Source organism: Mycolicibacter algericus DSM 45454, assembly GCF_002086455.1.
GTDB lineage: Bacteria > Actinomycetota > Actinomycetes > Mycobacteriales > Mycobacteriaceae > Mycobacterium > Mycobacterium algericum.
In genome coordinates this window covers 34,677-60,648 of the sequence record NZ_MVHC01000022.1, presented here as the reverse complement: position 1 = coordinate 60,648, position 25,972 = coordinate 34,677, and the positions used below count along the sequence as shown (strand labels likewise).

14 protein-coding genes and 1 pseudogene are annotated in these 25,972 nt (G+C 69.0%); 12 read left to right on the top strand and 3 right to left on the bottom strand.

What is annotated here, in order from left to right; translation table 11 throughout:
• From BST10_RS17115 to BST10_RS17100, 4 genes are all read left to right on the top strand, one after another.
• The coding region (locus tag BST10_RS17115; protein ID WP_133054440.1) for an SDR family NAD(P)-dependent oxidoreductase at positions 1 to 2,964 on the top strand (2,964 nt) is incomplete at its 5' end.
• Positions 2,964 to 8,423 carry a type I polyketide synthase gene (locus tag BST10_RS17110; protein ID WP_083039285.1) on the top strand — a complete coding sequence of 1,820 codons (5,460 nt, stop codon included), beginning with the start codon at positions 2,964 to 2,966 and terminating at the stop codon, positions 8,421 to 8,423. The genes BST10_RS17115 and BST10_RS17110, both read left to right, overlap by 1 nt.
• Positions 8,420 to 12,817, top strand: a complete 4,398-nt coding sequence (locus tag BST10_RS17105) for a type I polyketide synthase (protein ID WP_083039283.1) — start codon at positions 8,420 to 8,422, stop codon at positions 12,815 to 12,817. Before BST10_RS17110 ends, BST10_RS17105 begins: the two co-directional genes overlap by 4 nt.
• A gap of 27 nt (positions 12,818 to 12,844) precedes the next feature.
• Entirely contained in the window at positions 12,845 to 14,104 is a 1,260-nt protein-coding gene (locus BST10_RS17100) for a phthiocerol/phthiodiolone dimycocerosyl transferase family protein (protein ID WP_013829142.1), read from the top strand.
• On the opposite strand, the gene BST10_RS17095 is transcribed toward BST10_RS17100, so the two are convergent.
• On the bottom strand, positions 14,097 to 14,927 hold the full coding sequence (locus tag BST10_RS17095; protein ID WP_083039281.1) for a class I SAM-dependent methyltransferase: 831 nt from the start codon (positions 14,925 to 14,927) through the stop codon (positions 14,097 to 14,099). The two genes, BST10_RS17100 and BST10_RS17095, sit on opposite strands and share 8 nt — an antisense overlap.
• A 64-nt stretch (positions 14,928 to 14,991) precedes the next feature.
• On the opposite strand from BST10_RS17095, the gene BST10_RS17090 reads away from it, so the two are divergent.
• The 6 genes from BST10_RS17090 to BST10_RS17065 all read left to right on the top strand — a co-directional run bounded on the left by BST10_RS17090 (position 14,992) and on the right by BST10_RS17065 (position 22,152).
• Positions 14,992 to 15,669, top strand: coding sequence for a flavodoxin family protein (locus BST10_RS17090; protein ID WP_083039279.1), 678 nt, complete (start codon positions 14,992 to 14,994; stop codon positions 15,667 to 15,669).
• A 13-nt stretch (positions 15,670 to 15,682) separates the two neighbouring features.
• Entirely contained in the window at positions 15,683 to 16,189 is a 507-nt protein-coding gene (locus BST10_RS17085; RefSeq protein ID WP_013829139.1) for a DUF2505 domain-containing protein, read from the top strand.
• On the top strand, positions 16,182 to 16,904 hold the full coding sequence (locus BST10_RS17080) for a nitroreductase family protein (protein ID WP_083039277.1): 723 nt from the start codon (positions 16,182 to 16,184) through the stop codon (positions 16,902 to 16,904). The genes BST10_RS17085 and BST10_RS17080 overlap by 8 nt, the downstream gene beginning before the upstream one ends.
• A 147-nt stretch (positions 16,905 to 17,051) precedes the next feature.
• Positions 17,052 to 18,641, top strand: coding sequence for a hypothetical protein (locus BST10_RS17075; RefSeq protein WP_133054439.1), 1,590 nt, complete (start codon positions 17,052 to 17,054; stop codon positions 18,639 to 18,641).
• Positions 18,642 to 19,045: 404 nt separating this feature from the next.
• Positions 19,046 to 20,647: a hypothetical protein gene (locus BST10_RS17070; RefSeq protein ID WP_083039273.1), complete on the top strand. Its 1,602-nt coding sequence runs from the start codon at positions 19,046 to 19,048 to the stop codon at positions 20,645 to 20,647.
• Between the two features lie 146 nt (positions 20,648 to 20,793).
• Positions 20,794 to 22,152: a hypothetical protein gene (locus BST10_RS17065; RefSeq protein ID WP_083039272.1), complete on the top strand. Its 1,359-nt coding sequence runs from the start codon at positions 20,794 to 20,796 to the stop codon at positions 22,150 to 22,152.
• A gap of 38 nt (positions 22,153 to 22,190) precedes the next feature.
• On the opposite strand, the gene BST10_RS17060 is transcribed toward BST10_RS17065, so the two are convergent.
• Complete coding sequence (locus BST10_RS17060) at positions 22,191 to 23,237, bottom strand: PE-PPE domain-containing protein (protein WP_083039270.1); 1,047 nt, start codon at positions 23,235 to 23,237, stop codon at positions 22,191 to 22,193.
• A gap of 171 nt (positions 23,238 to 23,408) precedes the next feature.
• Between BST10_RS17060 and BST10_RS17055 the strand changes: the two are divergent.
• Together BST10_RS17055 and BST10_RS17050 are read left to right on the top strand one after the other, a co-directional pair.
• A pseudogene (locus BST10_RS17055) lies at positions 23,409 to 24,212 on the top strand (SDR family NAD(P)-dependent oxidoreductase); the annotation flags it as partial.
• Between the two features lie 75 nt (positions 24,213 to 24,287).
• Positions 24,288 to 25,073 carry an alpha/beta hydrolase gene (locus BST10_RS17050; protein ID WP_041319874.1) on the top strand — a complete coding sequence of 262 codons (786 nt, stop codon included), beginning with the start codon at positions 24,288 to 24,290 and terminating at the stop codon, positions 25,071 to 25,073.
• Between the two features lie 16 nt (positions 25,074 to 25,089).
• Here BST10_RS17050 and BST10_RS17045 read toward each other — a convergent pair whose 3' ends face one another.
• On the bottom strand, positions 25,090 to 25,902 hold the full coding sequence (locus tag BST10_RS17045) for a phthiotriol/phenolphthiotriol dimycocerosates methyltransferase (RefSeq protein ID WP_013829132.1): 813 nt from the start codon (positions 25,900 to 25,902) through the stop codon (positions 25,090 to 25,092).
• Positions 25,903 to 25,972 lie beyond the last annotated feature (70 nt).

The window sequence follows — 25,972 nt, the reverse complement described above, 5'->3', positions numbered from 1 at the left end:
TTGGTCGCCCAGGCCATCACCGCCGCGGCACGCGAGCACGGCATCTTCATCGAGATCAGCCCCCACCCGCTACTGACACACTCGATCAGCGAGACGGTCGAGGCCACCGCAGCCGAGCCGGCGACGGTGATCTCGACGCTGCGCCGGGGCGACGACGAAACCGTGAGCTTCCACCTCCAACTCGCCGAACTCGGCGTCGGGGCTTCCGGCGTCACGGCCGGCGGCTTCGCCGAACTGCCGCCCACCCCCTGGCAACACGCCCACCACTGGATCTCCGCGCCCGCGCGGATCGGGCAGGCGCCGGATGTCCACCCGCTGCTCGGGCCGCACGTCGAGATGCTCACCGGCCGCGACCACATCTGGCAGACCGAGCTCAGCGCCGAACTGCTGCCGTGGCCGGCCGCGCAGGTCCAAGGGCAAACCGTGCTGCCGGCAGCGGCCCTGATCGAGATGGCGCTGGCGGCGGGCAGCCAAGCGCTCGGCAGACCCGTCGAGGCGATCAGCGTGACCGGCCTGCAGATCGAGCAACCGCTGGTGCTCGATGGGGGCATGCAGGTCACCACCCAGCTCAGCGGCGCGGATGCGCAGACCCGGGTCGAGATCCACGCCCGGGCCGTCGGCCAGTCCTGGACGCGGTATGCGCTGGCCGACATCACCGCCGCGCAGCAGGCCGGCGACGACGCGGTCACCGGCGACAGCGTGCTCACGCTGCCCGAGGATGTCGCCACCCACCCCGGCTACCAACTGCACCCGGTGCTGCTCGACGCGGCGCTGCGGCAGCTGGCGGCGGCGATCTCCGACGGGGACTCCGAAGGTCTCGGTTACGCGCCGACGGCGGTGGCCGCGGTGCGGGTGCTCGGCCGAACCGGCCACCAGGTCCGGTGCCGCACCGAGCTGACCAGCCGCGACGACACGGCGGCAGTGGGCCGGATCGTCCTGACCGACGACTCGGGAGCCGTGCTGGCCGAACTCACCGGCGTCGAACTGCACCCGATCGACCCGGGTTCACTGCGGGTGCCGCTGGAGCAGAAGCTCTTCACCACCGAGTGGATCGAAGCCCGGGCTCCGGAACCCACCGGCGCGGCGGCCGGCAGCTGGCTGCTGCTCACCGAGCCCGACGCCGCCGGCGACGGCGCAACCGAGCGCCTGGCGGCGGCATTCGCGGCACGGCTGGCCGGTCCGGACCGCAAGGTCATCGCCGGACCGTTCGCCGACCAGCCGGCGCTGGCCGAGGCGGTCGCGCAAGCCGGCGCCGATCCCGCGCACCCGCCCGCCGGCATCGTGGTGTTCCTCGGACAGCTCGGCTCCGACGGAACAAGCCCGGCCGACCCGCAAGCGCTGGCCCGTGCCCGCGACCTCATCTGGACCGCGTCTACGGCGGCCCGGGCGGCCGTGCAGGACTGGTCGGGGACCAACGGCGCGCGGCTGTGGCTGGTCAGCCGCGGCGGGCTGGCGGTGGGCGCCGACGAGCCGGGCGACCCCGCTGTCGGCGCGCTCAAGGGCGTGGTCCGCACCTGGCGGTTCCCCGGCGAACTGGCCCGGGTGCTCGCCGACGAACCGGACCTGGGCGCCACGCTGGTCGACCTGGACGCAGCCGATGACGTCGACGCCCTGGTGGGCGTGCTGCTGGCCGAACTGCAGGCCCCGGTCCGCGACGACATCATCGGCTGGCGCGCCGGTCAGCGCTACACCGAACGCCTCACCCGGGCCTCGCTCGGCGAGACGCCGCAAGGCTGTGGCGACGGCCATGCCAAGGTCCGCGCCGACGGCTCCTACCTGCTCACCGGGGGTCTCGGCGGGCTGGGGACGGTCGTGGCGCGCTGGCTGGTGTCGCGCGGCGCCGGGCGGATCGTCCTCAACGGCCGAAGCGAGCCCTCCGAGCAGCAGCGGGCGGTGCTCGACGAACTGGCGGCCGGAGCCGAGGTCGCCTACGTCGCCGGCGACATCAGTTCACCGGGAGTGGCGCAGCGTCTGGTCGCCGCCGCCGAGGAGACCGGCAGGCCGCTGCGCGGCGTCGTACACGCCGCCGGTGTGCTCGGAGATGGGCTCGTGACGGCGGTGAGCCCCGAGAGCCTGGCGGGCACCTGGTCGGCCAAGGCACTCGGCGGTGCGCTGCTGCATACTGCCACCGCGGACCGTCCGCTCGACTGGTGGGTGGGTTTCTCCTCGATGGCCGCCCTGCTGGGCCTGCCGGGTCAGCTCGGCTATGCCACCTCCAACGCGTGGCTGGACGCCCTCATGACGTGGCGGCGCGCATCCGGCCTGCCGGGGACCGCCATCGACTGGGGTCAGTGGTCCGACGTGGGGATCGGGCGCTCGATGACCCTGAGCGTGCTCGATCCGATCAGCCCCGAGGAAGGCGTCGAGGCACTGGATGCGGTGCTCGGCGCCGCATCCCTGGGGCCCCGGGTCGGGGTGGGCCGGCTGCGCATCGACCGGGCCGTCGCCACCTCACCGGAGTTCCGGGATCTGACCTTCTTCGAGGACCTGGTCGGGGAAGCCTCGGCGGTGGGTGCCGGCGAGCAGGACAGCGGCACCGCGGCGGGCGGGGGCGAGGCGGGGGCGCCGGACTGGTCGCAGATACCCGCCGACCAGCGACGCGACGAGTTGGTGGTCCGGCTGCAGGCTATCCTTGCCCGCGAGCTTCGGACCTCGACGGCAGCGGTCGACGTGGACCAGCCATTCCCGGAGATGGGTCTCGACTCGATGATCGCGATGACGGTGCTGAAAGAGACGCAGCAACTGGTGGGGGTGGATTTGTCGGCGTCGATGCTATGGAATCACCCCAGCATTTCAGCTTTGGCGACGCATCTGGTGGGATTGCTGGCATCCCGGTACGCCCCGCAGGACGAAGCAGCACGAGATGACGGTCATCTGACGTTCGACTCCTCCGGCGGTGTGCTGGACGAGTTGTTCGATCAGGTCGAGTCGGCATCGACCGGGAGCGAGAGCGGTAGTTTTTGATGACGGGAACCTCCAAGACGTCGATCGTCAACAGGATGTCGGCCATGGGCGCCGACAAGCGGGGGGCGCTGACCGAGCAGTTCGAGAAGGCGTCCCGGATCGCCGCCGCCGAGCCGATCGCGGTTGTCGGGATCGGCTGCCGGTTCCCCGGTGAGGCGTCCGGCCCGGACGCTTACTGGGACCTGTTGGCAGGCGGCCGCGACGCCATCACCGAGATCCCCCCGGACCGCTGGGATGCCGACGAATACTACGACCCGGACCCGCTGGCGCCGGGGCGCATGTCGTCAAAGTGGGGCGGCTTCATCTCCGATGTCGCCGGTTTCGACGCCGACTTCTTCGGCATCTCCCCGCGTGAAGCCGAGGCGATGGATCCGCAGCAGCGGCTGATGCTCGAGGTCGCCTGGGAGGCGCTCGAGCACGCCGGCGTGTCGCCCGAACAGCTGTCGGGCATCCGCTCCGCGGTGATGATGGGCGTGTATTACACCGAATACCAAGGGATTTCAGCCTCCAACCCGAACGCGATCGACGGCTACTCGGCCACCGGCAACGCGCACGCCGTCGCCGTCGGGCGCATCGCCTACCTGCTGGGTCTGCGTGGGCCCGCGGTCGCGATGGACTCGGCGTGCTCGTCATCACTGGTCACCGTCCACATGGCCTGCCAGAGCCTGCGGATGCGGGAGAGCGACCTGGCGCTGGCCGGCGGGGTCAGCCTCATCCTGCGGCCCGAAACCCAGATCGCCATGGCCAAGTGGGGGATGCTGTCGCCGCGCGGCCGCTGCCACACCTTCGACGCCGGCGCCGACGGATTCGTCCGCGGCGAGGGCGCCGGGATCGTGGTGCTCAAGCGGCTCACCGACGCGATCCGCGACGGCGACCGGATCGTGGCGGTGGTGCGGGGCTCGGCGGTGAACTCCGACGGCAGGTCCAACGGCCTGACCGCACCGAACACCATCGCCCAAAGTGACGCGATCACCCGCGCGCTGCGCAGCGCCGACGTCGCGGCAGGATCAGTCAATCTGATCGAAACCCACGGCACCGGAACCGGTTTGGGCGACCCGATCGAATTCGAGGCGCTCGCCGAGGTCTACGGACGTGGCGCCGAGAAGTGCGCGCTGGGCGCGGTGAAGACCAACATCGGTCACCTGGAGGCCGCCGCCGGGATCGCCGGTTTCATCAAGGCCGCGCTGGCGGTGCAGCGGGGGCAGATCCCACCGAACCTGCACTTCACCAAGTGGAACCCGGCGATCGACCCGTCCCCGACGCGGCTGTTCGTTCCCACCGAGATGACCCCCTGGCCGGCGGCCGAGGGCCCGCGGCGTGCCGCGGTCTCCTCGTTCGGGCTGGGCGGCACGAACGCGCACGTGGTACTCGAACAGGGCCCGGACCCGGTGCCCGCGCCGGCACCGGCCGACCCGGTGGCCACGCTGGTGGTCTCGGGCAAGACCGATCAGCGGGTGGCGGCCTGGGCGGCGACGCTGGCCGACTGGCTGGCCGGCCCCGGCGCCGAGGTGCCACTGGCCGACGTGGCCAACACCCTCAACCACCACCGCAGCCGGTACGCCAGGTTCGCCACGGTCTGCGCGCGCGACACCGAGCAGGCGCTGGCCGGGCTGCGCGCGGTCGCCGGCGGCTACCCGGCCCCCGGCGTGGTCGGCACCCGCGCCGCCCAGGCCGGCAAAGGCACCGTGTTCCTCTACTCCGGTCAGGGTTCGCAGTGGGCCGGCATGGGCCGGCAACTGCTGAGCGACGAGCCGGCGTTCGCCGCCGCCGTGGACGAGCTGGAACCGGACTTCGTCGCGCAGGTCGGGTTCTCACTGCGCGACGTGCTGGAGTCCGGTGAGCCGGTGGTCGGCATCGACCGCATCCAGCCGGTCCTGGTGGGCATGCAGCTGGCGTTGACGGCGTTGTGGCGCTCCCACGGGGTCGAGCCGGACGCGGTGATCGGGCATTCGATGGGAGAGGTGGCCGCCGCCGTGGTGGCCGGTGCGCTGAGCCCGGCCGACGGCCTGAAGGTCATCGCGACCCGCTCGAAGCTGATGGCCCGGTTGAGCGGCCAGGGCGCGATGGCGCTGCTCGAGCTTGATGCCGATTCAGCCGAGAAGCTGGTCGCCGAGCACTCCGACATCACCGTGGCGGTGTACGCCGCCCCGCAGCAGACGGTCATCGCCGGCCCGCCCGACCAGGTCGACGCGGTCATCGCGGTGGTCGACGCCCAGGGCAAACTGGCCCGCCGCGTCGAGGTGGACGTCGCATCGCATCATCCCACCGTGGACCCGATCCTGGGCGAGTTGGCCACCGCGCTGGCCGACTTGAAGCCGTCGGCGCCGACGATCCCGCTGATCAGCACCGTCGGTCAAACCGAAAACGGAACCGGCATGCCGGTATTCGATGCCGACTACTGGGTGCACAACCTGCGCAACCCGGTGCGGTTCAGCCAGGCCGTGACCGCGGCCGCGGCGGCGCACGCCACGTTCGTCGAGGTCAGCCCGCACCCGTTGCTGTCCCACGCCATCAACGGCAACCTGGCGGCGGCGCGGCCCGCCGGTGACACCACCGTGACCGGCACCCTGCTGCGTGAGCAGCCCGAGGCGCTGAGCTTCCACACCAACCTGGCGACCGTCGCGCCGCCGTCGGCGGAGGCACCGCAGCCGGACGGCGGGATCGGCCGCGCCGACCTGCCGCCGCGCCCCTGGCAGCACGTGCGCTACTGGGCCGGTGCGACCGCGGCGAACCGGCACTCGGCCGACGCGCATCCGCTGCTGGGTGTGCACGTGGAGCTGCCGTCGGGCCACGGCCACGTCTGGCAGGCCGACGTGGGCACCGACGTCGTGGCATGGATGGCCCACCACAAGGTCCACGGCCAGGTCGTCATGCCGGCCACCGGCTTCGCCGAGATGGCGCTCGCCGCGGCCGGCGAGGCGCTGAGCCTGCCCGCCTCGGCGGTCGCCGTGGACCGGGTCGAGGTCGAGCAGATGCTGCGAGTCGACACCCGGACCGAGGTGACCACCCGACTGTTGACCGACGGCGAGGGCACCGACGACCTGCGGATCGAGATCCACTCCCGTGCGCCCGGCGGCGCCTGGTCGCGCCACGCCGTCGCCCGGGTCGGCGCGGCCGCCCCGGAATCGGCCGCCGCGCAGCGCCCGGCATCCGGCGGGGGTGGCACCACGTTGTCACCGGCGGACTTCTACACGGCGTTGCGCCGTACCGGCCTGCAGCACGGGCCGGCATTCGCCGCGCTGACCCGCATCGTCCGCAAGCCCGGCGGCGGCTCGGAGGCCGAGATCGTGCTGCCCGACGAGGCGACCGCGCACCGGGGCTACCGAATCCATCCGGTGATGCTCGACGCGGCGCTGCAGTGCCTGGCGGCCGCGCTGCCCGATGAGTCGCTGAGCGGATCAGGCCCCGGGGCCGACGAAGCCACCTACCTGCCGATCGCGGTGGAGACCATTCGGGTGTTCGGCGAGGTGGGCCGGCGGGCCCGCGGCCACGCCGAGCTGGTGAGCCACGACGACGGCGGCATCCTGGGCCGGGTCACCTTGACCGACGACACCGGGACGGTCACCGCCGAGCTGTCCGGGATCTATCTGCAGCGCGTGCAGCGCCGCACGGTGCCGCTGCCACTGAGCCAGAAGATCTTCGACACCGAGTGGATCGACGCCGGCGTGCCCCCGCAAGCCCCGGCGGCCGCGGACGGCAGCTGGCTGGTGCTGACCGAGGGCGACGAAAGCCGGGCGTTCGCAGCCGATTTCGCCGACCGGTTCGCCTCGGACAGCCGCCGGGTGATCACCGCGGACCTGACCAGCGAGCCGGCCGTGCGGGAGGCCTTCGCCCAGACCGCCGACGACCCGGACCGGCCACCGGCCGGCGTGCTGGTTTTCGCCGACAACGGTTCCTTCGATCCGACCGCTGCCTCTGACCGCGGCCGCGAGCTGGCCTGGTCGGTTGCCGCCACGGTGCGCACCATCGTCTCCGGCTGGCACGGCGCCGCACCCCGGTTGTGGCTGGTCGCACGCAACGGCTTGAGTGTGAACGCCGGCGAGCCCGGCAGCCTTGAGCACGGCGACCCGTCGATCTGTGCCCTCAAGGGGCTGGTGCGGGTGCTGGCTTACGAGCACCCGGACCTGCGGACCGGTGTCGTCGACCTCGATGCGGGGGCGGACCCGGCGGCGACGCTGATCGCCGAACTGGGCCTGACGGGCACCGACGACGTGGTGGCCTGGCGCGGGCAGACGCGTTACGCGGAGCGTCTCAAGCGGGCCACCCTGGGGTCGAGCGGCGCCCCGGCCGTGCGGTCCGACGGCGCCTACGTCCTGACCGGCGGCCTGGGCGGCATCGGCCTGGTCGTGGCCCGATGGCTGATCGACCACGGCGCCGCGCGCATCGTGCTCAACAGCCGCTCGCAGCCCTCCGACCAGCAGCGCGCGGTTCTCGACGAACTCGCCGAGCGGGCCCAGATCGCGGTCGTCTCCGGTGACCTGGCAGCACCGGGTGTGGCCGAGAGCCTGGTCGCCGCCGCACAGGAGACAGGGCTGAGCCTGCGTGGTGTCGTCCACGGCGCCGCGGTCATCGACGACCAGATCGTGGTCGGCATCGATCACGACACCCTGGAGCGGGTCTGGGCGCCCAAGGCGACCGGAGCGCTGCGCCTGCACGAGGCCACGCTGGGCGACTCCGGCAAAGAGCTGGACTGGTGGGTCGGGTTCTCCTCGACGTCGTCGTTGCTCGGGGCACCCGGACAGGCCTCCTACGCGGCGGCCAGCGCCTGGCTCGACGGCCTGGTGGCATGGCGGCGGGCCGCCGGGCTGCCGGCGATCACGATCAACTGGGGCCAGTGGTCCGGCGTCGGAGTCGCCCAGGAGCTCAAGTTCAGTGCGCTGGATCCGATCGACCCGGCCGAGGGCATGGAGGCGCTGGAGGCGATTCTGGGCGGCGACCTCGCCCGGGTCGGGGTGGCGCGGTTGCGCCTGGACCGGGTCGCCGCGGCGTTCCCGGAACTGCAGCAACTCGGCTACTTCGCGACGCTGGCCGCCGAACTCGACCTCGACAGCGAGGACGACGACTGGCCCGGCCCGGAAGGCCTCAAGCAGCTCGAGCCCGCCGCGGCCGCCAAGGCGGTCGTGGCCAGGCTGGGTTCGCGGATCATGGCCATCATGGGCTACCCCAAAGGCAGTGCGATCGACCCCGGCCGGCCGCTGACCGAGCTCGGCATGGATTCGCTGATGGCGGTGCGCATCCGCAACACCGTCCGCGGCGACTTCGGGGCGGAGCCGCCGGTTGCGCTGCTGTTGCAGGGCGCCTCACTGACCGACCTGGCCGCCGACCTGACCCGTCAACTGGGCCTCGCCCCGCAGGACAGTGCCGGCGACGGCGCCAGCGAAGTACGTAGCCGCGCCCAGCAGCGTGCCGCGGCACGGCAGCGGGCGGCGTCGCGGCGAAAAGTAGGAGACCGAACGTGAGCACCAACAACGAACTGCCGCCCAACGCTATCGCGGTCGTCGGCATGGCCGGGAGGTTTCCCGGCGCCCGCAGCCTGACGGAGTTCTGGGACAACCTGCGCAACGGCACCGAATCCATCGTCACGCTGTCCGAGGACGAGCTGCGCGCCAACGGCGTGAGCGACAAGGCGCTGGCGAACCACAACTACGTGCGGCGAGCCGCGTTGCTGGACGGCATCGAGGAGTTCGATGCCGGCTTCTTCGGTTTCACGCCGCTGGCCGCACGCACCATGGACCCGCAGCACCGGCTCTTCCTGCAGACCGCGTGGCATGCCCTGGAAGACGCCGGCTACCGGCCGGGGGAGCTCGAGGGGTCGGTCGGCGTCTACGGGACCAGCACCACCAGCGGCTATCTGTTGCACAACCTGATGTCGCATTACGACCCGAACCTCATCATCGGTCAGGGCGTCAGCTTCGAGATGGTCAACCTGTCGTTGCAGAACGACAAGGACTATCTGGCCACCCGGGTGGCCCACCAGCTCAACCTGCGCGGGCCGGCGCTGTCAGTGCAGACGGCGTGCTCCTCGGCGCTGGTCGCGGTGCACCTGGCCTGCCAGAGCATCCTGGGCGGCGAATGCGACATGGCGCTGGCCGGCGGCTCGTCGCTGCGGGTTCCGCACCACGTCGGGTACTGGCACGAGCCCGGCTCGATGGTGTCGGGGACCGGGCACTGCCGGCCGTTCGACGTGCGGGCCGACGGCACGATCTTCGCCAGCGGCGTCGGTGTGGTGGTGCTCAAGGCGCTGGAGGCCGCCGTCGACGACGGTGACCACATCCACGCGGTGATCCGGGGCTCGGCGCTCAACAACGACGGCGCCACCAAGATGACCTACGCGGCGCCCACCGCCGCCGGGCAGGCCGATGTGATCGCCGAGGCGCACGCGGTGGCCGATGTGGACGCCGCCACCATCAGCTACGTCGAATCGCACGGCACCGGCACCCCGTTGGGCGACCCGATCGAGATCGAGGGCCTGCGACAAGCCTTCGCGGTGTCCGAGGAGCCGCGCTCGGGGCCGTGCTACGTGGGATCGGTCAAGTCCAACATCGGGCACCTGGAATCGGCGGCGGGCATCGCCAGCCTGATCAAGACCATCCTGTGCCTGCAGCACCGGGCGATCCCGGCCACCCTGCACTACACCAGCCCGAACCCCGAACTGCACCTCGACGACGGCCCGTTTGAGATCCGCAGCGAATACGGACCCTGGGAAGCCGACGGCATTCGCCGTGCCGGGGTCAGCTCGTTCGGCGTGGGCGGCACCAACGCCCATGTCATCGTGGAGGAATGGCCGGCAGACGAACCGGCCGGCGCCGCCCCGCGCCCCGGACCCGAGGTGCTGCTGCTGTCGGCGCGCACGTCCGAGGCGCTGCAACAGGGACGCAAGGAACTGGCGTCGGCACTGACCGCCGACGACAGCGAGGCGCCGGCACTACCCGACGTCGCCCACAGCCTGGCCGTCCGGCATGCGTACAACCTGCGCCTGGCGGCGGTCGTCGCCGACCGCGCCGATGCCGCCGCCGTGCTGACCGCCGAGGAGAGCGAGAACGTCTTCATCGGTGAGGGCGTGAGCGATGACGCGGCCGCCACCGCCGACCGGGTGGTGTTCCTGTTCCCGGGCCAGGGCGCACAGCACATCGGGATGGCGCGCGGCCTGTATGACACCGAGCCGGTGTTCGCCGAGTACTTCGACCGCTGCGTCGCCGGCTTCGACGCCGAACTGGGATTCGATCTGCGGGCGGTGATCTTCGACGGCACCTCACGTGACCTCGAGCGCACCGACCGCACCCAGCCGGCACTGTTCACCGTGGAGTACGCGCTGGCGAAACTGATCGAAAGCTACGGTGTGCGGCCGGCCGCGGTGGTCGGCCACAGCATCGGCGAATACGCCGCGGCCACCATCGCCGGTGTCTTCGACCTCGACACCGCGATCAAGGTGGTGGCGATGCGGGCGCGGCTGATGCACGCCGCGCCCCGCGGCGTCATGGTGGCGGTACCGATCAGCGCCGACGCGGTCGGCGCCTACCTGACCGGTGAGGTCGACCTCGCCGCGGTCAACGACCCGGACGGCTGCGTGGTGGCCGGCGCCGAAGACGCCATCCGCGAATTTTCGGAGACCCTCAAGCAGGCCGGCATCAACGCGCGCCGGGTACGCACCTCGCACGCGTTCCACTCCCGGCTGATGGACTCGATGATCTCGGAGTTCACCGCGTTCCTGTCCCGGCAGACCCTGAACGAACCGCGGATCCCGGTGCTGTCCAACCTGACCGGGACCTGGCTGGCGCCCAGCGAGGCGACCAACCCGGCGACCTGGGCGCGCAGCGTCCGTGCCACGGTGCGCTTCGCCGACGAGATCGACACGCTGCTCGACGACCCGCACCGGGTGCTGGTCGAAGTCGGCCCCGGCGCCACCCTGACCGCCTCGGCGGCGAGGAATCCCAAGTTCGCCGGCGGTCACCGTGCCGTCCGGTTGATGCGCCACCACGCCCAGAACCGCGACGACCGCGACGCCTTCCTGCTGGCGCTCGGCCAACTGTGGGCCGCCGGCGTCGAGGTGGACTGGGCTGGCCTGCGCGGCGACTACCAGCCCAAGCGGGTCACGGTTCCGGGTTATCCGTTCGAGCGGCAACGGCATTGGCTGGAGCACAATGCCGGCGCCACCTGGGTGTCCGGCGCCGCGACCAACGGCACCGCGGTGAACGGCACGTCCGGAGCCGACGGCGCCGCCGGGGCTTCCATGGACGCGACGCTGCAACGCATCTGGGCGGTCTGCCTGGGGGTCAGCTCCGTGGACCGCAACGCCAACTTCTTCGACATCGGCGGCGACTCGCTGGTGGCGATCAGCGTCGCGATGGCCGCCTCCCATGAGGGGCTCGACCTGACCCCGCAGGACCTCTACGACAACCCGACGGTGTCGGCGCTGGCCAAGGCACTGACCGCTCGCTACGCCGCGGGCGGGCTGGCCCGCCAGTCGCCCGGCGACGTCGAGCATCCGCCCGTCCCGCCGAACATCACCTACTTCCTGGAGAACGGTGTTCGCGAGCACGGCCGCTGGCGCATCCCGCTGATTCTTCGGCTGCGTCCCGACGTCTCCGTCGACGACGTCCGTGCGGTGCTGACCGCGGTGGTCAATCACCACGACGCGCTGCGGCTCCGCATCACCGAGCGGGCCGGGACCTGGGAACAGCGCATCGCCGAACCCGGCGAGTTCGGTGAGATCAGCACGCATTCGCTGCCGGAGGGCCTCACCGCCGAGCACGATGCGGTGCGCACCATGCTGGCCGAGCACATCGGGGAACAAGAGCTGTCCTGCCCGCCGTTGACCGCCCTGTACATCCGGGGTGCCGCAGGCGACGTGTGCTATCTGGCGTTGAGCCTGCACGCGATCGTCGGCGATGAGGCGTCCCGCGACATCCTGCTGACCGACATCTTCACCGCGTTCGGCCAGCAGCTGGCGGGCAACGACATCGAGCTGGCCCCGGTCGGCGTCGGTTGGGCCGAATGGTCGCAGCGTTGCGCCGGACTGGCCACCCACCCGGCGGTGCTGGAGAGCCGCGAATTCTGGTTGCGGACAACACAAGCCGCGACCCTGCGGCTGGGTGCCGACGTCGCCGAGCCGCCGGCGGCAGCCGATGTGGCAAAGCTCACCTCGGTGCTGGCGGCGGCCGACGTCAGCGAGATCGACGACGCCCGGCGCCGGCTGCGGTTGCCGATCAACGAGATCCTGCTGGCCGGACTGAGCCGCGCGGTGGCGGCGGCAGTCGGTGAGGGCACCGTCGCCGTCGACATGGCGGGAACGGGCCGCTCGGTGCTCAAACCCGATATCGACCTGCGGCGCACGGTCGGATCCTTCACCACGATCTACCCGGTCGCGTTGCACTGCGCCACCGCCGCACCGGCAGGCGCACGCCGGTTGCTCGACGAGATCCACGAGACCCTGGGGGCGGTACCGCACTACGGGATCGGCTACGGGCTGCTGCGCTACCTCTACGCACCGACCGCGCGGTTATTCGGCTCGGTGCCACCGGCCGAGATCCACTTCGCCTACGTCGGGGCGATCCCCGAGCTGCCGGCCGCGGGCGACGCACCCGTGCAGTTCGACCCCGACACCGCGATGCCGGTGCGCGAGGCGATCCCGGGTCTGGGACACGCGCTGGAGCTGCGGGCCTACCGCTCCGCCGGTGTGCTGCACCTGGACTGGTGGTATGACAGCCGACGCATCGAGGAGCCGGTGGTGCACGCGATCGCCGACGGGTTCACAAGAGCCGTGATGGATCTGGTCCGCGAGGCCATCGCCGAAGACGAGCTGGACTCGGCCGACGCTGCAGACGGGGAAATGACCCTGGTCGAGCTGTCGTAGTTTTCAGGATTTAGGAGAGAACCGAAAGTGTTTGCCACGTCGGTCATTCGGAAGCTCGCGATCAGTGAGGAGATGCTTGCCGAGACCCACAACTTCGTGGGCCTGGCCGCGCACGTCACCGGTCCGGTCGACATCGACCTGCTCTCGGAGGCCTACGAGGCGCTGCTGGAGGCGCATCCGATCCTCACCGGTCGCCTGGAGCGACTGCCCGACGGCCGGCACCAGTTCGTCACTGATGACCTGATGCCCGACGGCATCGAGGTCATCGAACTCGCTCGCCCCGACGCCGAGCCGCCGGCCCCGCATTTCGATCAGACGGAGTCGCTGGTTGCGTTGCGGGTGATCATCGCCGACGGTCAGGCGCAGCCGACGCTGTATGTGCACCACGCCGTCGCCGACGGTCACCACATGTACGCGCTGATCGAGGAGATGCTCTCCTATTACACCGATCTGGTGACCACCGGAAGGATCGGCGCGATCAACGTCGAGCCCGCGCCGCAGTCGATCGAGGCGGTGCTGGCAGACCGGGGGATCGAGAAGCAGCAGCGCTCCGGCATCGAGCGGTTCATGCCGGCATTGTTCGCCTACGACCTTCCTCCCACCCGGCGGGCCGTCGCGGGGGAGACGCCGTCGTCGCCGGTGCGGGTTCCGATGGCGTCGTGCCGGCTGACCGAAAGCCAGACCAACGACGTGGTCGCATTCGGGCGGGCCCACGACCTGAGCCTGCATGCGGTGCTGTCGGCGGCCGTGCTGATGGCCGAATGGCAGTTGCGGGGCAAACTGAGCATTCCGGTGCCCTACGTCTACACCGTCGACCTGAGATATTTTCTGTCACCGCCGGTTTCGGCTACCGGATGCACCAACCCGATCGGTCTGGCCACCTATCTGGCTGAGATCGACGCCAAGACCGACCTGGTCGCGATCGCCCGCGACATCGCCGAGAACTTCCAGAAAGACCTCGATGAGGGCGTCATCCAGCAGTCGCGGCTGCACTTCAGCCCGCAGTACGTCGGAAACCCGCCCGGCCTGCCCGACGTCGTGGTGCTGAGCAACAACGGTCTGGTTCCGCCGGTGCGGACACCACCGGGTGTGGAGGTGACCACCACCCACGGCGAACTGTATTTCGCGGTGAGCGCCGGGATCGACATCTACTTCACCCAGATCTTCGCCGGCCAGCTCAACATCGAATACCACTCGCACGGGCCCGAGCCGGAGCGCTCGGTGGAGGCGATCCGTTCACTGCTGTGCGGCATCGCCGAGCAGCATGCCGCCGCAGGCGTCAGCTGACCGGGCCGAAAGCGTAGCGGTGATACTGCAGCATGGTTCGCAGCGGCGGCAGCGCACGGGCAACCCGGGCGGAGCGCCGGAAACCGGCCGGCACCCGGCCGAAGGTCTCCGCGTCGAAGAGATTCGCCGCGGCCAGCAACCGAAGCCCGTCGACCGAGTCCAGAATGTCGCCTGCGCTGTTGACCGCCCAGTGCAGCGTGGCACCGGACTGACGTTGCAGCCGGTGGGTCTTCTGCGACTTGATCCCGAGCCAGTTGTAGAAGTCGATCTGCAGTTCGCCGGCGGGGAACCTGTCGACGACACTCTGCAGCAGCGCCACCCCGTCGGATTCGGTCAGGTACATGCTGATGCCCTCGGCCAGCAACAGCACCGGGCGCTCAGCGGGAATCTCGTCCAACCAGGACGGATCGGTCGCCGAGGTCGCCATCAGGTGGTAACCGGGGCGGTCGGGATAGATCTGCTCGCGCAACGCGATCACCGGCGGCTGGTCGACGTCGTACCAGGTGACCTCCGGCCCCGGATCGATCCGGAAGACCCGGGCGTCCAGGCCGCAGCCCAGGTGGATGACGGTCGCCCGCGGGTGAGCGGCCAGGAACTGGCGCGCCCAGATGTCGTACTGGGCGGTGCGCACCGTCACCAGCGGCGCCCACCGGCCCGGGGCGTTGAGTGCGTCCCAGTCGAAGTCAATGCGCTCGACCGCCTCCTTGGCGTACCGATCGCCCAACACCGGGGAGTCGAAATCGGCGTCGAGGGCCTTGAGGTACAGCGTCGTCAACATGGTCTGTGCGGCGCCGTGCAGGTCGACGGGGATCTTGTCTGCCACGTCGGCGAGCCTAATACCCTTGACGGGAACCGGATGCACCGCACGGTCGAACCAGGAGGCGGATATGGCGGATGAGGCCAACGACGGTGGGCGGGCGCCGCGGGTACTGCTGCTGTACTACAGCTACACCGGGCAGGCGCTCAAGGTCCTCGAGGCGGCCGGCGAGGTGTTCGCCGAGCGGGGCTGCGAGGTCACCAAGGCCGGTATCGAGTTCACCGATCCGCGCTACGCGCAGCGGTTCTCGCGGTTCCCGATGCGACGGGTGTGGCCGGACATGCTCAGCGTGCTCAAAGCCCAGCAGCAAGGCGAGACGGGCCAGATCCGCACACCCGACGCGGTGCGCGACGGTGACTACGACCTGATCTGCATCGGCTCACCGACCTGGTGGAAGGCGCCGGCCATGCCGATCCGGTCGTTCCTGCAAACCGACGAGGCGCGAAAGCTGCTGGACGGCAAGCCGTTCGCGGTCTTCACCGTGTGCCGGGAGTACTGGCAGGAGAACTACGCCGAGGTCTGCCGACTCGGCGAGGAGTGCGGTGGCCGTTACACCGACGAGATCCACTTCACCTATCCCGGCGACCCGCTGCGCTCGATGCTGTCGCTGACCAGCTACCTGGGCAGCGGGCGCTACCGCAACCGCTACCTGGGGCTGCGCCTTCCGCCCACCAACGTCCAGCCCGAGCAACTCGACCGGGTGCGCGCGTTCGCGGCGGGCCTGGCGAGCCGGCTGTTCGGCAAGTAGGGGATCCGCAGGCATGCCCCGTTCCTTCGACATCGTGTTCGAGTCGCCGGCGAGCGTCGAGCAGATTCAATCCGCGTTCGGCTCGCGTGATTACTGGCTGGCCCGCAACGCCGAGTTCGACGGCGGCGAGAAAACGCTGGACTCGCTGACCGTCGATGAGCAAGGCGCGGTCCGGGTGGTGGTCACCGAGGATCTGCGTCACGGCGCGCTGCCGGGGATGCTGACCAAGGTCTACCGCGGTGACCTCAACATCGTGACCACCGAGGTCTGGACGCCCACCGGCGACGGTCGGGTCAACGGCGACATCGACGTCGCGGTGGTCGGGGCGCCCGGCCGCGGCGGCGGGACCGCCCTGCTGCAGCCTGCCGGCAGTGGTTCGCGGATGAACCTCACCGGCACCATCGAGTTCAAGATCCCGCTGGTGGGTGGGCCGATCGAGCGGTTCCTGGCCAAGGAGTTCGCCGAGGGCATTCCTAATATTCAGCGGTTCACCGCCGGCTGGTTGGCCGACCATGGCTGACACCGTGCGGTTCATCCCCGCCAACGTGCCCGCTACCGCCGAGGCGCTGGCCCGGCTCGACATGCCGCTGGGCGAGGCCATGATGACCCAACGCGCGGTGCGCCGGGTCTACTCCGAACCGGTCGACGACGCGGTGGTGCTCAAGTGCATCGAGCTGGCGCTGCGGGCCCCCACCGGCAATGACGGGCAGAACTGGGAGTTCATCGTCGTTCGCGATCGCCGGGTCAAGGAGGAGCTGGCCAAGCGTTACCGGCAGGCGTGGAAGATCCAGCGCGACGTGGTATTGCGGCGCAGGCTCAAGACCGACGAGTCGATCGCCGGGATCGCACGGGCGATGGAGTGGCAGATCGACCACTTCGCCGAGATCCCGGTGCTGGTGGTGGCCTGCCTGCGGTTGGGAGCCCGGGAAGGACGACTGCCGGTGGTGCGGATGCCGCATATCGCCGAGTCGGCCTACTGGGGGTCGATCTATCCCAGTGTCCAGAACCTGCTGCTGGCGGCCCGTGCGATGGGGCTGGGCGCCTCGCTGATCACGCTGCCGCTGTGGAGTCAACGGGCGTCGCGGCGCATCCTGGGCTTGCCGCGCGACGTCACGCCGTGCTGCATCGTGCCGCTGGGCTGGCCGCGCGGACGCTACGGTCCGACCACCCGTAGGCCGGTCGGCGAGGTCGCCCATCTCGACGGTTACGGTAACCGAGCTTGGCTGGAAGAATGAGCCGTTTTCGGATGAAATAGTCCGGTCTGGTAGCCGAAAAGGCATCCTATCCGTCGTAGAAGATTATGAAGCCTTGTTTTTATTGGTTATCGCAAACCGGGTGATGTAGATTCAGCCGATCCTGTGTAACACATCGGTCGGGGGCTCATGGACACGGCCAAATGCACATCTGATTCGAAGGCTGCGCTCGCGGCGGGAATGCTCGCCGCCGCGCTGGTCACACCGGTGGCGGCCGTGCCGGCGGGCCCCCTCGTCGTGGGCCGGGACCTGGTATTGGCCAGCGCCGGAGATTCGCTGCTCAATATTCCGCTGAACCTGTTCCAGGCCATTGTCAACATTCCCAGCACCGAGCTCGGCGCGATGACCGTCCTGGGTAACTCGCTGATCTACAGCGGGAACTGGTGGTCGCCGAGCGCCACCAACATCTGGGGTGAGGACCCGGGTGATCCGGGGCATTTCATGGGCACCATCGATATGGCGTTCCCGTTCACCCAGGTCTCCGGGCAGGGCAGCCCGGCGCCGGGGGCTCCCGGTTTCGACTGGGATGAGGCGGCCGCCGGCCACCTGGGGCTGGGCCAGCAGTTCACCCTGCTCGCCGATGCCGAGATCCCGACGAGCGCGTCCAGCGATGCCGACTACAGCGCACCGCTGCTGCCGTCGAGCGAGATCACCGGCTCGTCGTTTCTCGACCACAACGCCTGGTTCTTCGCAGCGCTGTCCGGTATGCAACCCTACCCGCTGTTCGACAACTGGTTCGGCGTGCCGCTGTCGGATCTGATGGCCGGCTATACCTTTCCGACGGTGATCAACCCCTCGATGGGGATCGGTGTCGACAGCGAGGGAAACCCCGACGGCTCCGTACCCGGTGATCCGGTCCTGGGTTTTGCGGGCACCCACCCGGCCACCCCGGACGACATCGCGAACCTGCCGCAGGACACCGCGACCCAGTCGCAGGGCATCCACGTCGTGCCCGGCACCGACGAGGTCGTCAACGGCAACGGCAACCCGGTGCACCTGATGCCGTGGTCCAACGAGACCTTCAAGCTGGACCTGCTGTATCCGTTCCAGAACTTCTACGACAGCCTGCAGGCCCCGGTGGAGCTCAACACCTACGTCAGTGGGTTCCAGATCCCGACATTCGACGAGGTCGGCCGGGCGCTGCAGACGCTGGCCGCGGGCATGGTCATCGCCTTCGACCCGTCGTCTCCGGGCGACCCCTTCTGCGGTAGCACCTGTCTGGCGTATCCGTGGGCCACCCCGCTGGCGCTGGTGGCCGGCCTCGACAAGATGTGGCCGGGCAACCCCTATCTGGAGAACTGGCTCGCGCTGGCCAACGCGGACAGCCCGCTCAATGCGTTCTACGGCATGGCCAACGGGCCGACACCGCACCAGGTCGACGTCAATGACGCGGTGTCGCAGTCGCTACAGCAGTGGTTCGATGTCGGCAACGCCTCGCCGGATGACCCGCCGGCCAACGTCGACACCCCGATCGCATTCTCGCCGTCGCCGATGATGCAGCAGCTCATCGACTTCATGGAGCAGTCGGGGGTCCAGCAGTTCTTCGCCGACTGGGCCAATCTGGCCGGCTACCAGCCGGTGGACTTCGACGACTTCACCCCGGTCCTGGGGGCCGGCCCCGATCCCGGCGACATCGGTGGCGCGGCAGCCGGCACCGCGGACGGGTTCGCCGGCCTGCTCGACGCCGTCGGGCTGGCAGATCTGGCAGCGCTGCTCTAGAGCGGGGTCGCCCTGGTGCTGTGGCCCCGGGCCCGGTGCCGTCACCGGGTGCGGCCGGCCACGTCGTGCGGTATGGTCCGGCTGAATCGGCGGCGCGAAGTACATCCGGTGGTGACCAACGGTGACCGAACCGGTGAAACGGAGTAGAAGACCCGCCAAAGACGATCATGATGTACCACTTAGCAGACGCTTGTCCGCGCCCCATGTAAATTAATCGACACTCGCTTAGACACCGGACCGCGCCGCCGTTATGCTGGCACGGTTCGGTGGGGACTCAAGGGGGACATGTGAAGAATGGTGTGACGCGGAAGCGTCGGTATACGAACGCGGGTCGACACCGAGCGGTTCCTGCGCGTCGGAATCCGATCACAGGTACTCATCGCCTGGTCCCGCAGCGCCGCCACGTGACCGCCGGTGCCGCCGTCGCCGCCGCGGGCGTTGTCGCCATGGCGCCCGTCGCCCCGGTCGCGCCGTGGGAAGCCGGCCTGAGCGCCGCGGAGCGGGCGGTGGCGCTGGCCGCCGAGGCCTCCATCCTGAACATTCCGTTCAACCTGTTCCAGGACTTCGTCAACATCCCGTTCAACAACGTCCAGGCGACCAATGTGCTGGCCAACTCGTTCTTCTTCACCGGGAACTGGTTCACCCCCAGCGCAACCAACATCTGGGGTGAGGACCCGGGCGACCCGGGCCACTTCATGGCGGTGATGGACTACCTGTTCTCATTCTCCCCCCACGTCTCCGGTGCCTTCGACCCGACGATCGACCCGGAGGCGCTGGAGAACGGCACCGCGGGTCTGGGTCAGCAGTTCGCCATGTTCGCCGCCGCCCTGTTGCCGGTCAGCGCATCGTGTGACTCGATCCAGTGTTTTCCGATGTCGCCGGTGGAGCCGATCACCGGGGTGACCGCCATAGACGCCATGCTGAACTTCTTCATCAAGTTCAGCAACTTCCCCAACGACGACAACCAGCTGGACCTGTTCAAGTACTGGCTCAAGGTGCCCATCCAGGACATGCTGAACGGGTACACGTTCCCGGACAGCCCGTGGAGTGACCCCGACAACCCGACCTCTGCCGGCATCGCCAACCCGGACGCCGGTGTGGGTGAGGGCGGCGCGGTGCCGGGCTCAGACTTCGACGCGGTCCCGGGCAGCCACGCCCAGCCCGGCTTCGGCTTCCCGGGCACCGTTCCGCTGACCGACGCGGACGGCAACCTGATCCTCGACGAGTACGGCAACCAGGTCAACCTGATGCCGTGGGCGGGCCTGACCTTCAAGCTGGACCCGTTCGGCCCGTTCCAGCGGTGGTTCGACAGCCTGATGCAGCCGGTCGACTGGAGCGTCAACGGCGACGACCCGCTCACCGGCTTCCACTTCTCCGGCCCGGAGGAAATCTTCCAGACGATGAAGGCCCTGATCGCCGGGCTGGTCGTCGACTTCAACCCGTACGTCCCCGGTAGCCCGATGTGCCCCGGTCTGTGCAATATGCCACCGGTCTCCCCGCCGTGGGGGGTGACCACGCTGGATCTGGTCAAGTCGATCCAGACCATCGGCGCGCCCAACCCGCTGATCCAGCAGTGGATCGACCTGACCGAGCAGGAAGCCGCCAACGCCGTCGGCAACGCCAACGGCGGCACCGACGAGCAGATCATGGCCGGTATCTCGGCGCTGCAGACCGGGATATTCACCTTCGACGCGGACACTCACAACGGAATCATCGATTTCCTGGCTGACATCAACCCCTGGTTGCCGAACCTGGTGGTGAACGGCGGCCTGATGACCGACCCGGGCTTGCTGGGGCCGTGGTCGATCAACCCGGAGACCGGCTACTACACGCCGCCGACCTATAACCCCGACCTGCCGCTGGACATGCAGGAGATCGGCGAATACGGCGGCAAGAACTCGCTGCTGCTCTGGAACGACTTCATCATGTTCCTCGACCCGAGCGGCGGGCTCAACACCACGCTCGAAGACCTGTGGGCCGAGATCGCGAGCTGGTTCACCTTCTAGACCCGCACGCAAAGTAGCCCGGCAACGGCGTTTCCGGGAGGAGTGCTATCGGTTGCACTTATGTAATTCTTTGGTAGATTGCATAAGCGCTCTTAGGTCATGCCGTTCTGGCGTGCCTTCCCCCTCGGCTTCGGAGGTCCGCCAGGATGGTTTCTGCCCTGCGCTCCTACTTCAGTGCTGGGCTGGCGATCACCGCCGCGGGCCTCGTCGCCGTCACCCCGATGGAGCCGCCCGTGCCGGTTCCCGACGCCACCACCATTGCGCACCCTGCGCCCCGCTTGACCGCTGATGAATCGCTGCTGAACGTCCCGCTGAACCTTTTCCAGGACCTGGTCAACGTTCCGGCGAACTACATCCACGCGCTGGACACGATGGCAAAGTCACTGTTCTACAGCGGCCCGTGGTTCGTCGGCAGTCCGACCAACGCCTGGGGCGAGGACCCCGGCGACTTGGGACACTTCGAGTTCGTCGCTCAACTGCTGGTTCCGTTCCCGGAGCTGTCCGGAGCCGGCCACGAAGGAGACTTCTTCCACCCGGGTCTGGGCCAGCAGCTGTCCATGCTGGCCAACGTGGAGATCCCGGTAGATCTGAGCTGCGCGGGGCTGGACTGCCTGCCGGTGATGCCGACCAGTCCGATCACCGGCTTCACCTGGATCGACCAGGCCATCTGGAGTTTGCTGATCGCCACCGGTGTGCAGAAGTTCCCGTTGATTCAGAATTGGTTCCAAATCCCGTTCTCGGCCATGATGAACGGAAATGCCTATTACTTCGACCCCAATGGTCCCGGCATGGTCAATGTCGGGTTCGCTCATGACGGGTTCTACTGGGAGGGCACCCGCACGCTGGAGGAGTTGGGGCTGAACCCGGAGGACTACCCCGATATCGACCCGGACGCCCCGCTGCAGCCGTGGGCGGGCAGCTACTACGAGATGGACTTCGACCAGCCGTTCATCAACTTCTTCGACAGCCTGATGCAGCCCTTCGACGTCGACAAGTTCCAGCTTCCCGACTTGGTGGAGTTCGGCAGGGCGCTGCAGGCCGTGATCGCCTCGTTCCTGGTGGCCTTCAACCCCTTCATCCCGGGCAGCCCGTTCTGCCCCGGGCCGTGCCTGCTGCCCGAACCCGGCGGCGACATCTTCAACCCCGAGGACTGGAACACGCCCAGTTACTACCTGCTGGCGAAACTGATCGGGGACCTGTGGCCGGGCAACCCCGTGATCGACGAATGGCTGGCCGCCTATGACGGCGGCACCGCCAATGTCTCCACGCCGGAGATCATCGAGCATGAGGCATGGCTGTGGCGACTGGGCACCGTGCTGCTCGACCTCAAGAATCCGCTGCCGGACGACCCGGCGATCGACACCACCGACTTCCTGCCCACCGTCGATCAGGTCCGGGATTTCCTCGGCGACTATCTGTTCAATATCGCCGACAACATCGGGATCATCGGGCCCTTCGATATCCAGGGGCTCTGGGATGCGGTGTTCGACGTCACCGCGGCTTGATCACCGGCCGGCCGGGCTGACCCGACCGGCCGGACGCGCTAAACGCCGATGAGCCCTGACAGGTCGGGCAGGTAGGGGTACAGGTCGGGCAGCTCGCTCTCCGGCAGCATCCCCAGCTGGACCTGGGCGGCTGTCCACCCCTGCTCGAAGCCCAGCTCGAGGTTCTGCGCCACGGTGTCCCAGTCGATCGTGGGCAGGCTCCACGACACCGGCGTGAGGACGTCGGCGGGATCGCTGCGGTCGTATCCCAGGTCGATCAGCACCCGCAGGGCGGGCTGCACCAGGTCGGCCATCGCCGGCCCGAAGAAAGGAACCCAACGGATCCCGTCGAGCAGCGGCAGGTTCTGCGTCGGGATGAGGAAGTAGTCGGTGTTGACGTCTTCCGAGGTCGGCAGCTGCACCGCGTCGGCGACCGAGCTCGGGTCGAACGTCGTCGGCCACCCGGGTAGCAGCGCCGGGTGCAGGGAGACGTAACCGGCCATCGCGTTTGCCAGGGCGAGGAAGTTCAGCGGGTACTTCGGGAAGTCGGTCGCCCCGCTGTACTCGATGGTGTAGCTGTCGGTGTGGTAGATCCCGTCCGGAGGGGTCATCGGCATGCCTGAGCCCTCGAAGCGAGTGAAGAACCCGCCGTTGGGGGTGCCGAGGTTTTCCAGCAACACGAAGCTCAAGTGATCTGGATCCGGCTGCTCTCCGGGGGGCAGTGCCAGCAGATTCACCAATTCCTGAGTCGCCACCGCGGCACTCATCGAGTATCCCCAGACGGTGACATTGTCGCCGTTGGCCAGGTGCTCCAAGATCGCCTTGTCGATGTCGGCGACGCCCTGGGTCAGGCCCGGGCCATAGTCGGTCTGCGGTGTGGTCACGCCGACGGGGCTGTAGCCAGGAAATGTGGGCTGTCCCGGAAATGGGTTCTGCGGGTTGAGGAAATAGTCCATGACCTGGTCGATATAGGAATCCTTCGGCGTCGGCTGAAATGCCGAGCCCATGATCAGCGCGGTGTCGTCACCGAGGGCCACCCCGGCCCCGACCGCCGACGTCATTCCCAATAGGCCGGCGCAGCCCCCCGCCAACAATCCGACCGTCATCCAGCGATTTCTCGAGCGTGTCATCAACGTCCCCCATTTACATCACACACATGTCCGCGTCAGCGTACACAGGAACTCGTCCCAGCGCCCGCCGAGGTAGGAGAAAGTTTCGCAAGCGTCAAATGATTTGGCGGGGGAGTCCGCCGACAAGCCGGGCGATAGGGTGGCCAGGTGGCTCTACCAGCACCGGGTCCCGACCGCGCGGCCATCGTCACCGGCGCGTCGTCGGGGATCGGTGCGGCGATGGCGCGCGAACTGGCCCGGCGTGGCCATCAGCTGATCGTGGTGGCGCGTAGCGCCGACCGGCTGCACGCGCTCGCCGCCGAACTGAGCCCACACCCCGTGCATGTGCTGCCGGCGGACCTGTCCTGCCGCACCGAACGCGCGGCCTTGGCGGGCCGGATCGCCGACCTGGGCCTGGTCGCGGACATCCTGATCAACAACGCTGGCCTGTCGGTGGTGGCACTGGCCGCCAACACCGAGCCGGCGAGCCAACTGAATCTGGTCGAGGTCGACGTGGCGGCCGTCGTCGACCTGTGTTGCCGGTTCGTGCCGGGCATGGTGGCGCGCGGCCGAGGGGCCGTGCTGAACGTGTCGTCGGTGGCCGGCTTCGGCCCGCTGCCCGGTCAGGCGAGCTACGGCGCCGCGAAAGCGTTCGTCGCCTCCTACACCGAGAGTCTGCGCAGCGAGCTGCGAGGTACCGGTGTCAGCGCCACCGCCCTGTGCCCGGGGCCGGTCGACACCCGATTGGACATCGACGCGGGGTTCCGTGAGGGCGAACGCAAGCAGGTCTTGCCCGCGGTCATGTGGAAGTCGGTGGATACCGTCGCTCGCGCAGCGGTCGACGGCATGGCCGCGGGGAGGGGCCGGGTGACACCCGGATGGGCGAACCGGCTGCTGGTGGCCGCCTACCGGATCGTGCCGCACGGCCCGCTGCTACCGTTGCTGGCGCGGCGCACTCCGCTGTCGACTCGCAGCGCGGGTGAGGGGCACACCGGGATCTCATCGACGTCACGGGACGGTCGATCACCGGACAGGGGGAGCAGTGTGATGCTTGAGGTGATCGACAAGGGCTGCGTGAGTGAAGCCCATCCTGCTCCGCTGCTGTTCGTCCACGGCGCCTGGCACGCGGCCTGGTGCTGGGACGAGAATTTCCTCGGATACTTCGCCGACCTGGGTTATCGCGCGGTGGCGGTCAGTTTTCGTGGCCACGGCGGCAGCGCGATCGACAAGCCGCTGCGCCGCTGCAGCGTCGAGGACTACGTCGAGGACGTCAGGTCGGTGGCCGACAGTTTGCCGGCGGAGCCCGTGGTGATCGGCCACTCGATGGGCGGGCTGATCGTGCAGAAGTACCTCGAGGGCCGTCGCGCACCGGCCGGGGTGCTGATGGCGTCGATTCCCCCGCAGGGCAACTACGGGTCCAGCCTGCGCTGGCTGCGGAGCCACCCCTGGCAGGCGATCAAGATGGCCGTCACCGGCAAGTCACTGCGCTACATCAATACGCCGGAACTGGCCCGGCAGAAGTTCTTCTCCGATCAGACCCCCGAAGATCAGGTGCTCGAGTGCGCGGCGCGACTGCAGGAGGACAGCGCCCGCGTGAGCATCGACTGCCTGATGCTCAATCTGCCCCGCCCGGCCCGGATCACCGCGCCGCTGCTGGTGCTCGGAGCCGAACAGGACGGTGCGCACACCCGCAAAGAAGTGCAGGCGACGGCGCGCGCTTACGGCACCGAGGCGGAATTCTTTCCCGGCATGGGCCACAACATGATGCTCGAGCCGGGCTGGGAATCGGTGGCCGAACGCATCCACGACTGGCTCGGCGGTCGCGGCCTGTAGCCGCCGTCCCGAACGGTCAGTCCTTGGCGAAGCAGTACAGCCGGTAGACGAATTCGCCGTTGCGCAGGGCGCCGTTGAACGTCCAGTCCGTTGCGGCGCTGGCGAAGCGGGCCATGCTGCCGTGGTGGGCGATCATGTCCTGCTTGCGGGCGAGGTTCTGTTCGTTACCGCGCAGCACCGCCATGCTGATGTCCTCCTGGGTCACCAGCCGCAGTCCGGTGTTGGCCAGCTCGGCGTCCCACTGGGCCAGCTCGCTGCGCCGGCGGAAGTCGGTGTAGAGGAAGTGCCCGCCGGGTGCCAGCACCCGTGCGGCGCCGTCGAAGAACCGTGCCGGATGCGGGTACAGGTGCGACGCCTCGACCTGGAACACCACGTCGAACGAGCCGTCGTCGAAGGGCAGGTTCTGGGCGTCGCCCTGCACGAAGTCCAACCCGGGCAGCCGGTGGCGCTGCCGGCAGAACTCGATGGCGGTCTCGTTGAGGTCCAGGCCGGTGTAGGAGGCGGGTTTGAAGGTGCGCGCCACATACGACGCGCCGCCGCCGTGGCCGCAACTGACCTCGAGCACCTTCTTGTCGGCCAGGTCCACCTGCGCGGCGGTGCGGTGGTACTGCTGGATGAAGAACCGGTTGGGTTCGTCGGACGCCTCCAGTGGCACCGCCATCGGCGGGTCTTCCTCGTAGCCGTAGTTCAGGAACAGCCAGTCGTCACCGCTGAGCAGCTTGGTCTGGGTGGCGAACCGCTTGGTCACGAACGAGGTGAACAGCAGGTGGTAGACGAACGGGTTCGTCATGACGCGGTGGGTTACCGGGTTGAATATCAGGCGGTTCATCGTGGCCACCGAGGGAGTATGTCACGGAAGAGGTTTGCGGCCAGTGATGGGGTCAGCGGCCCGCGATGGC

Excerpts from the sequence above, each read along its gene's own strand:
- BST10_RS17080 (WP_083039277.1), top strand. The coding sequence starts at position 16,182 with ATGGCTGACACCGTGCGGTTCATCCCCGCCAACGTGCCCGCTACCGCC.
- BST10_RS17045 (WP_013829132.1), bottom strand. The coding sequence starts at position 25,902 with ATGAACCGCCTGATATTCAACCCGGTAACCCACCGCGTCATGACGAAC.
- BST10_RS17085 (WP_013829139.1), top strand. The coding sequence starts at position 15,683 with ATGCCCCGTTCCTTCGACATCGTGTTCGAGTCGCCGGCGAGCGTCGAG.
- BST10_RS17050 (WP_041319874.1), top strand. The coding sequence starts at position 24,288 with ATGCTTGAGGTGATCGACAAGGGCTGCGTGAGTGAAGCCCATCCTGCT.
- BST10_RS17075 (WP_133054439.1), top strand. The coding sequence starts at position 17,052 with ATGGACACGGCCAAATGCACATCTGATTCGAAGGCTGCGCTCGCGGCG.
- BST10_RS17090 (WP_083039279.1), top strand. The coding sequence starts at position 14,992 with ATGGCGGATGAGGCCAACGACGGTGGGCGGGCGCCGCGGGTACTGCTG.
- BST10_RS17110 (WP_083039285.1), top strand. The coding sequence starts at position 2,964 with ATGACGGGAACCTCCAAGACGTCGATCGTCAACAGGATGTCGGCCATG.
- BST10_RS17065 (WP_083039272.1), top strand. The coding sequence starts at position 20,794 with ATGGTTTCTGCCCTGCGCTCCTACTTCAGTGCTGGGCTGGCGATCACC.
- BST10_RS17060 (WP_083039270.1), bottom strand. The coding sequence starts at position 23,237 with ATGACGGTCGGATTGTTGGCGGGGGGCTGCGCCGGCCTATTGGGAATG.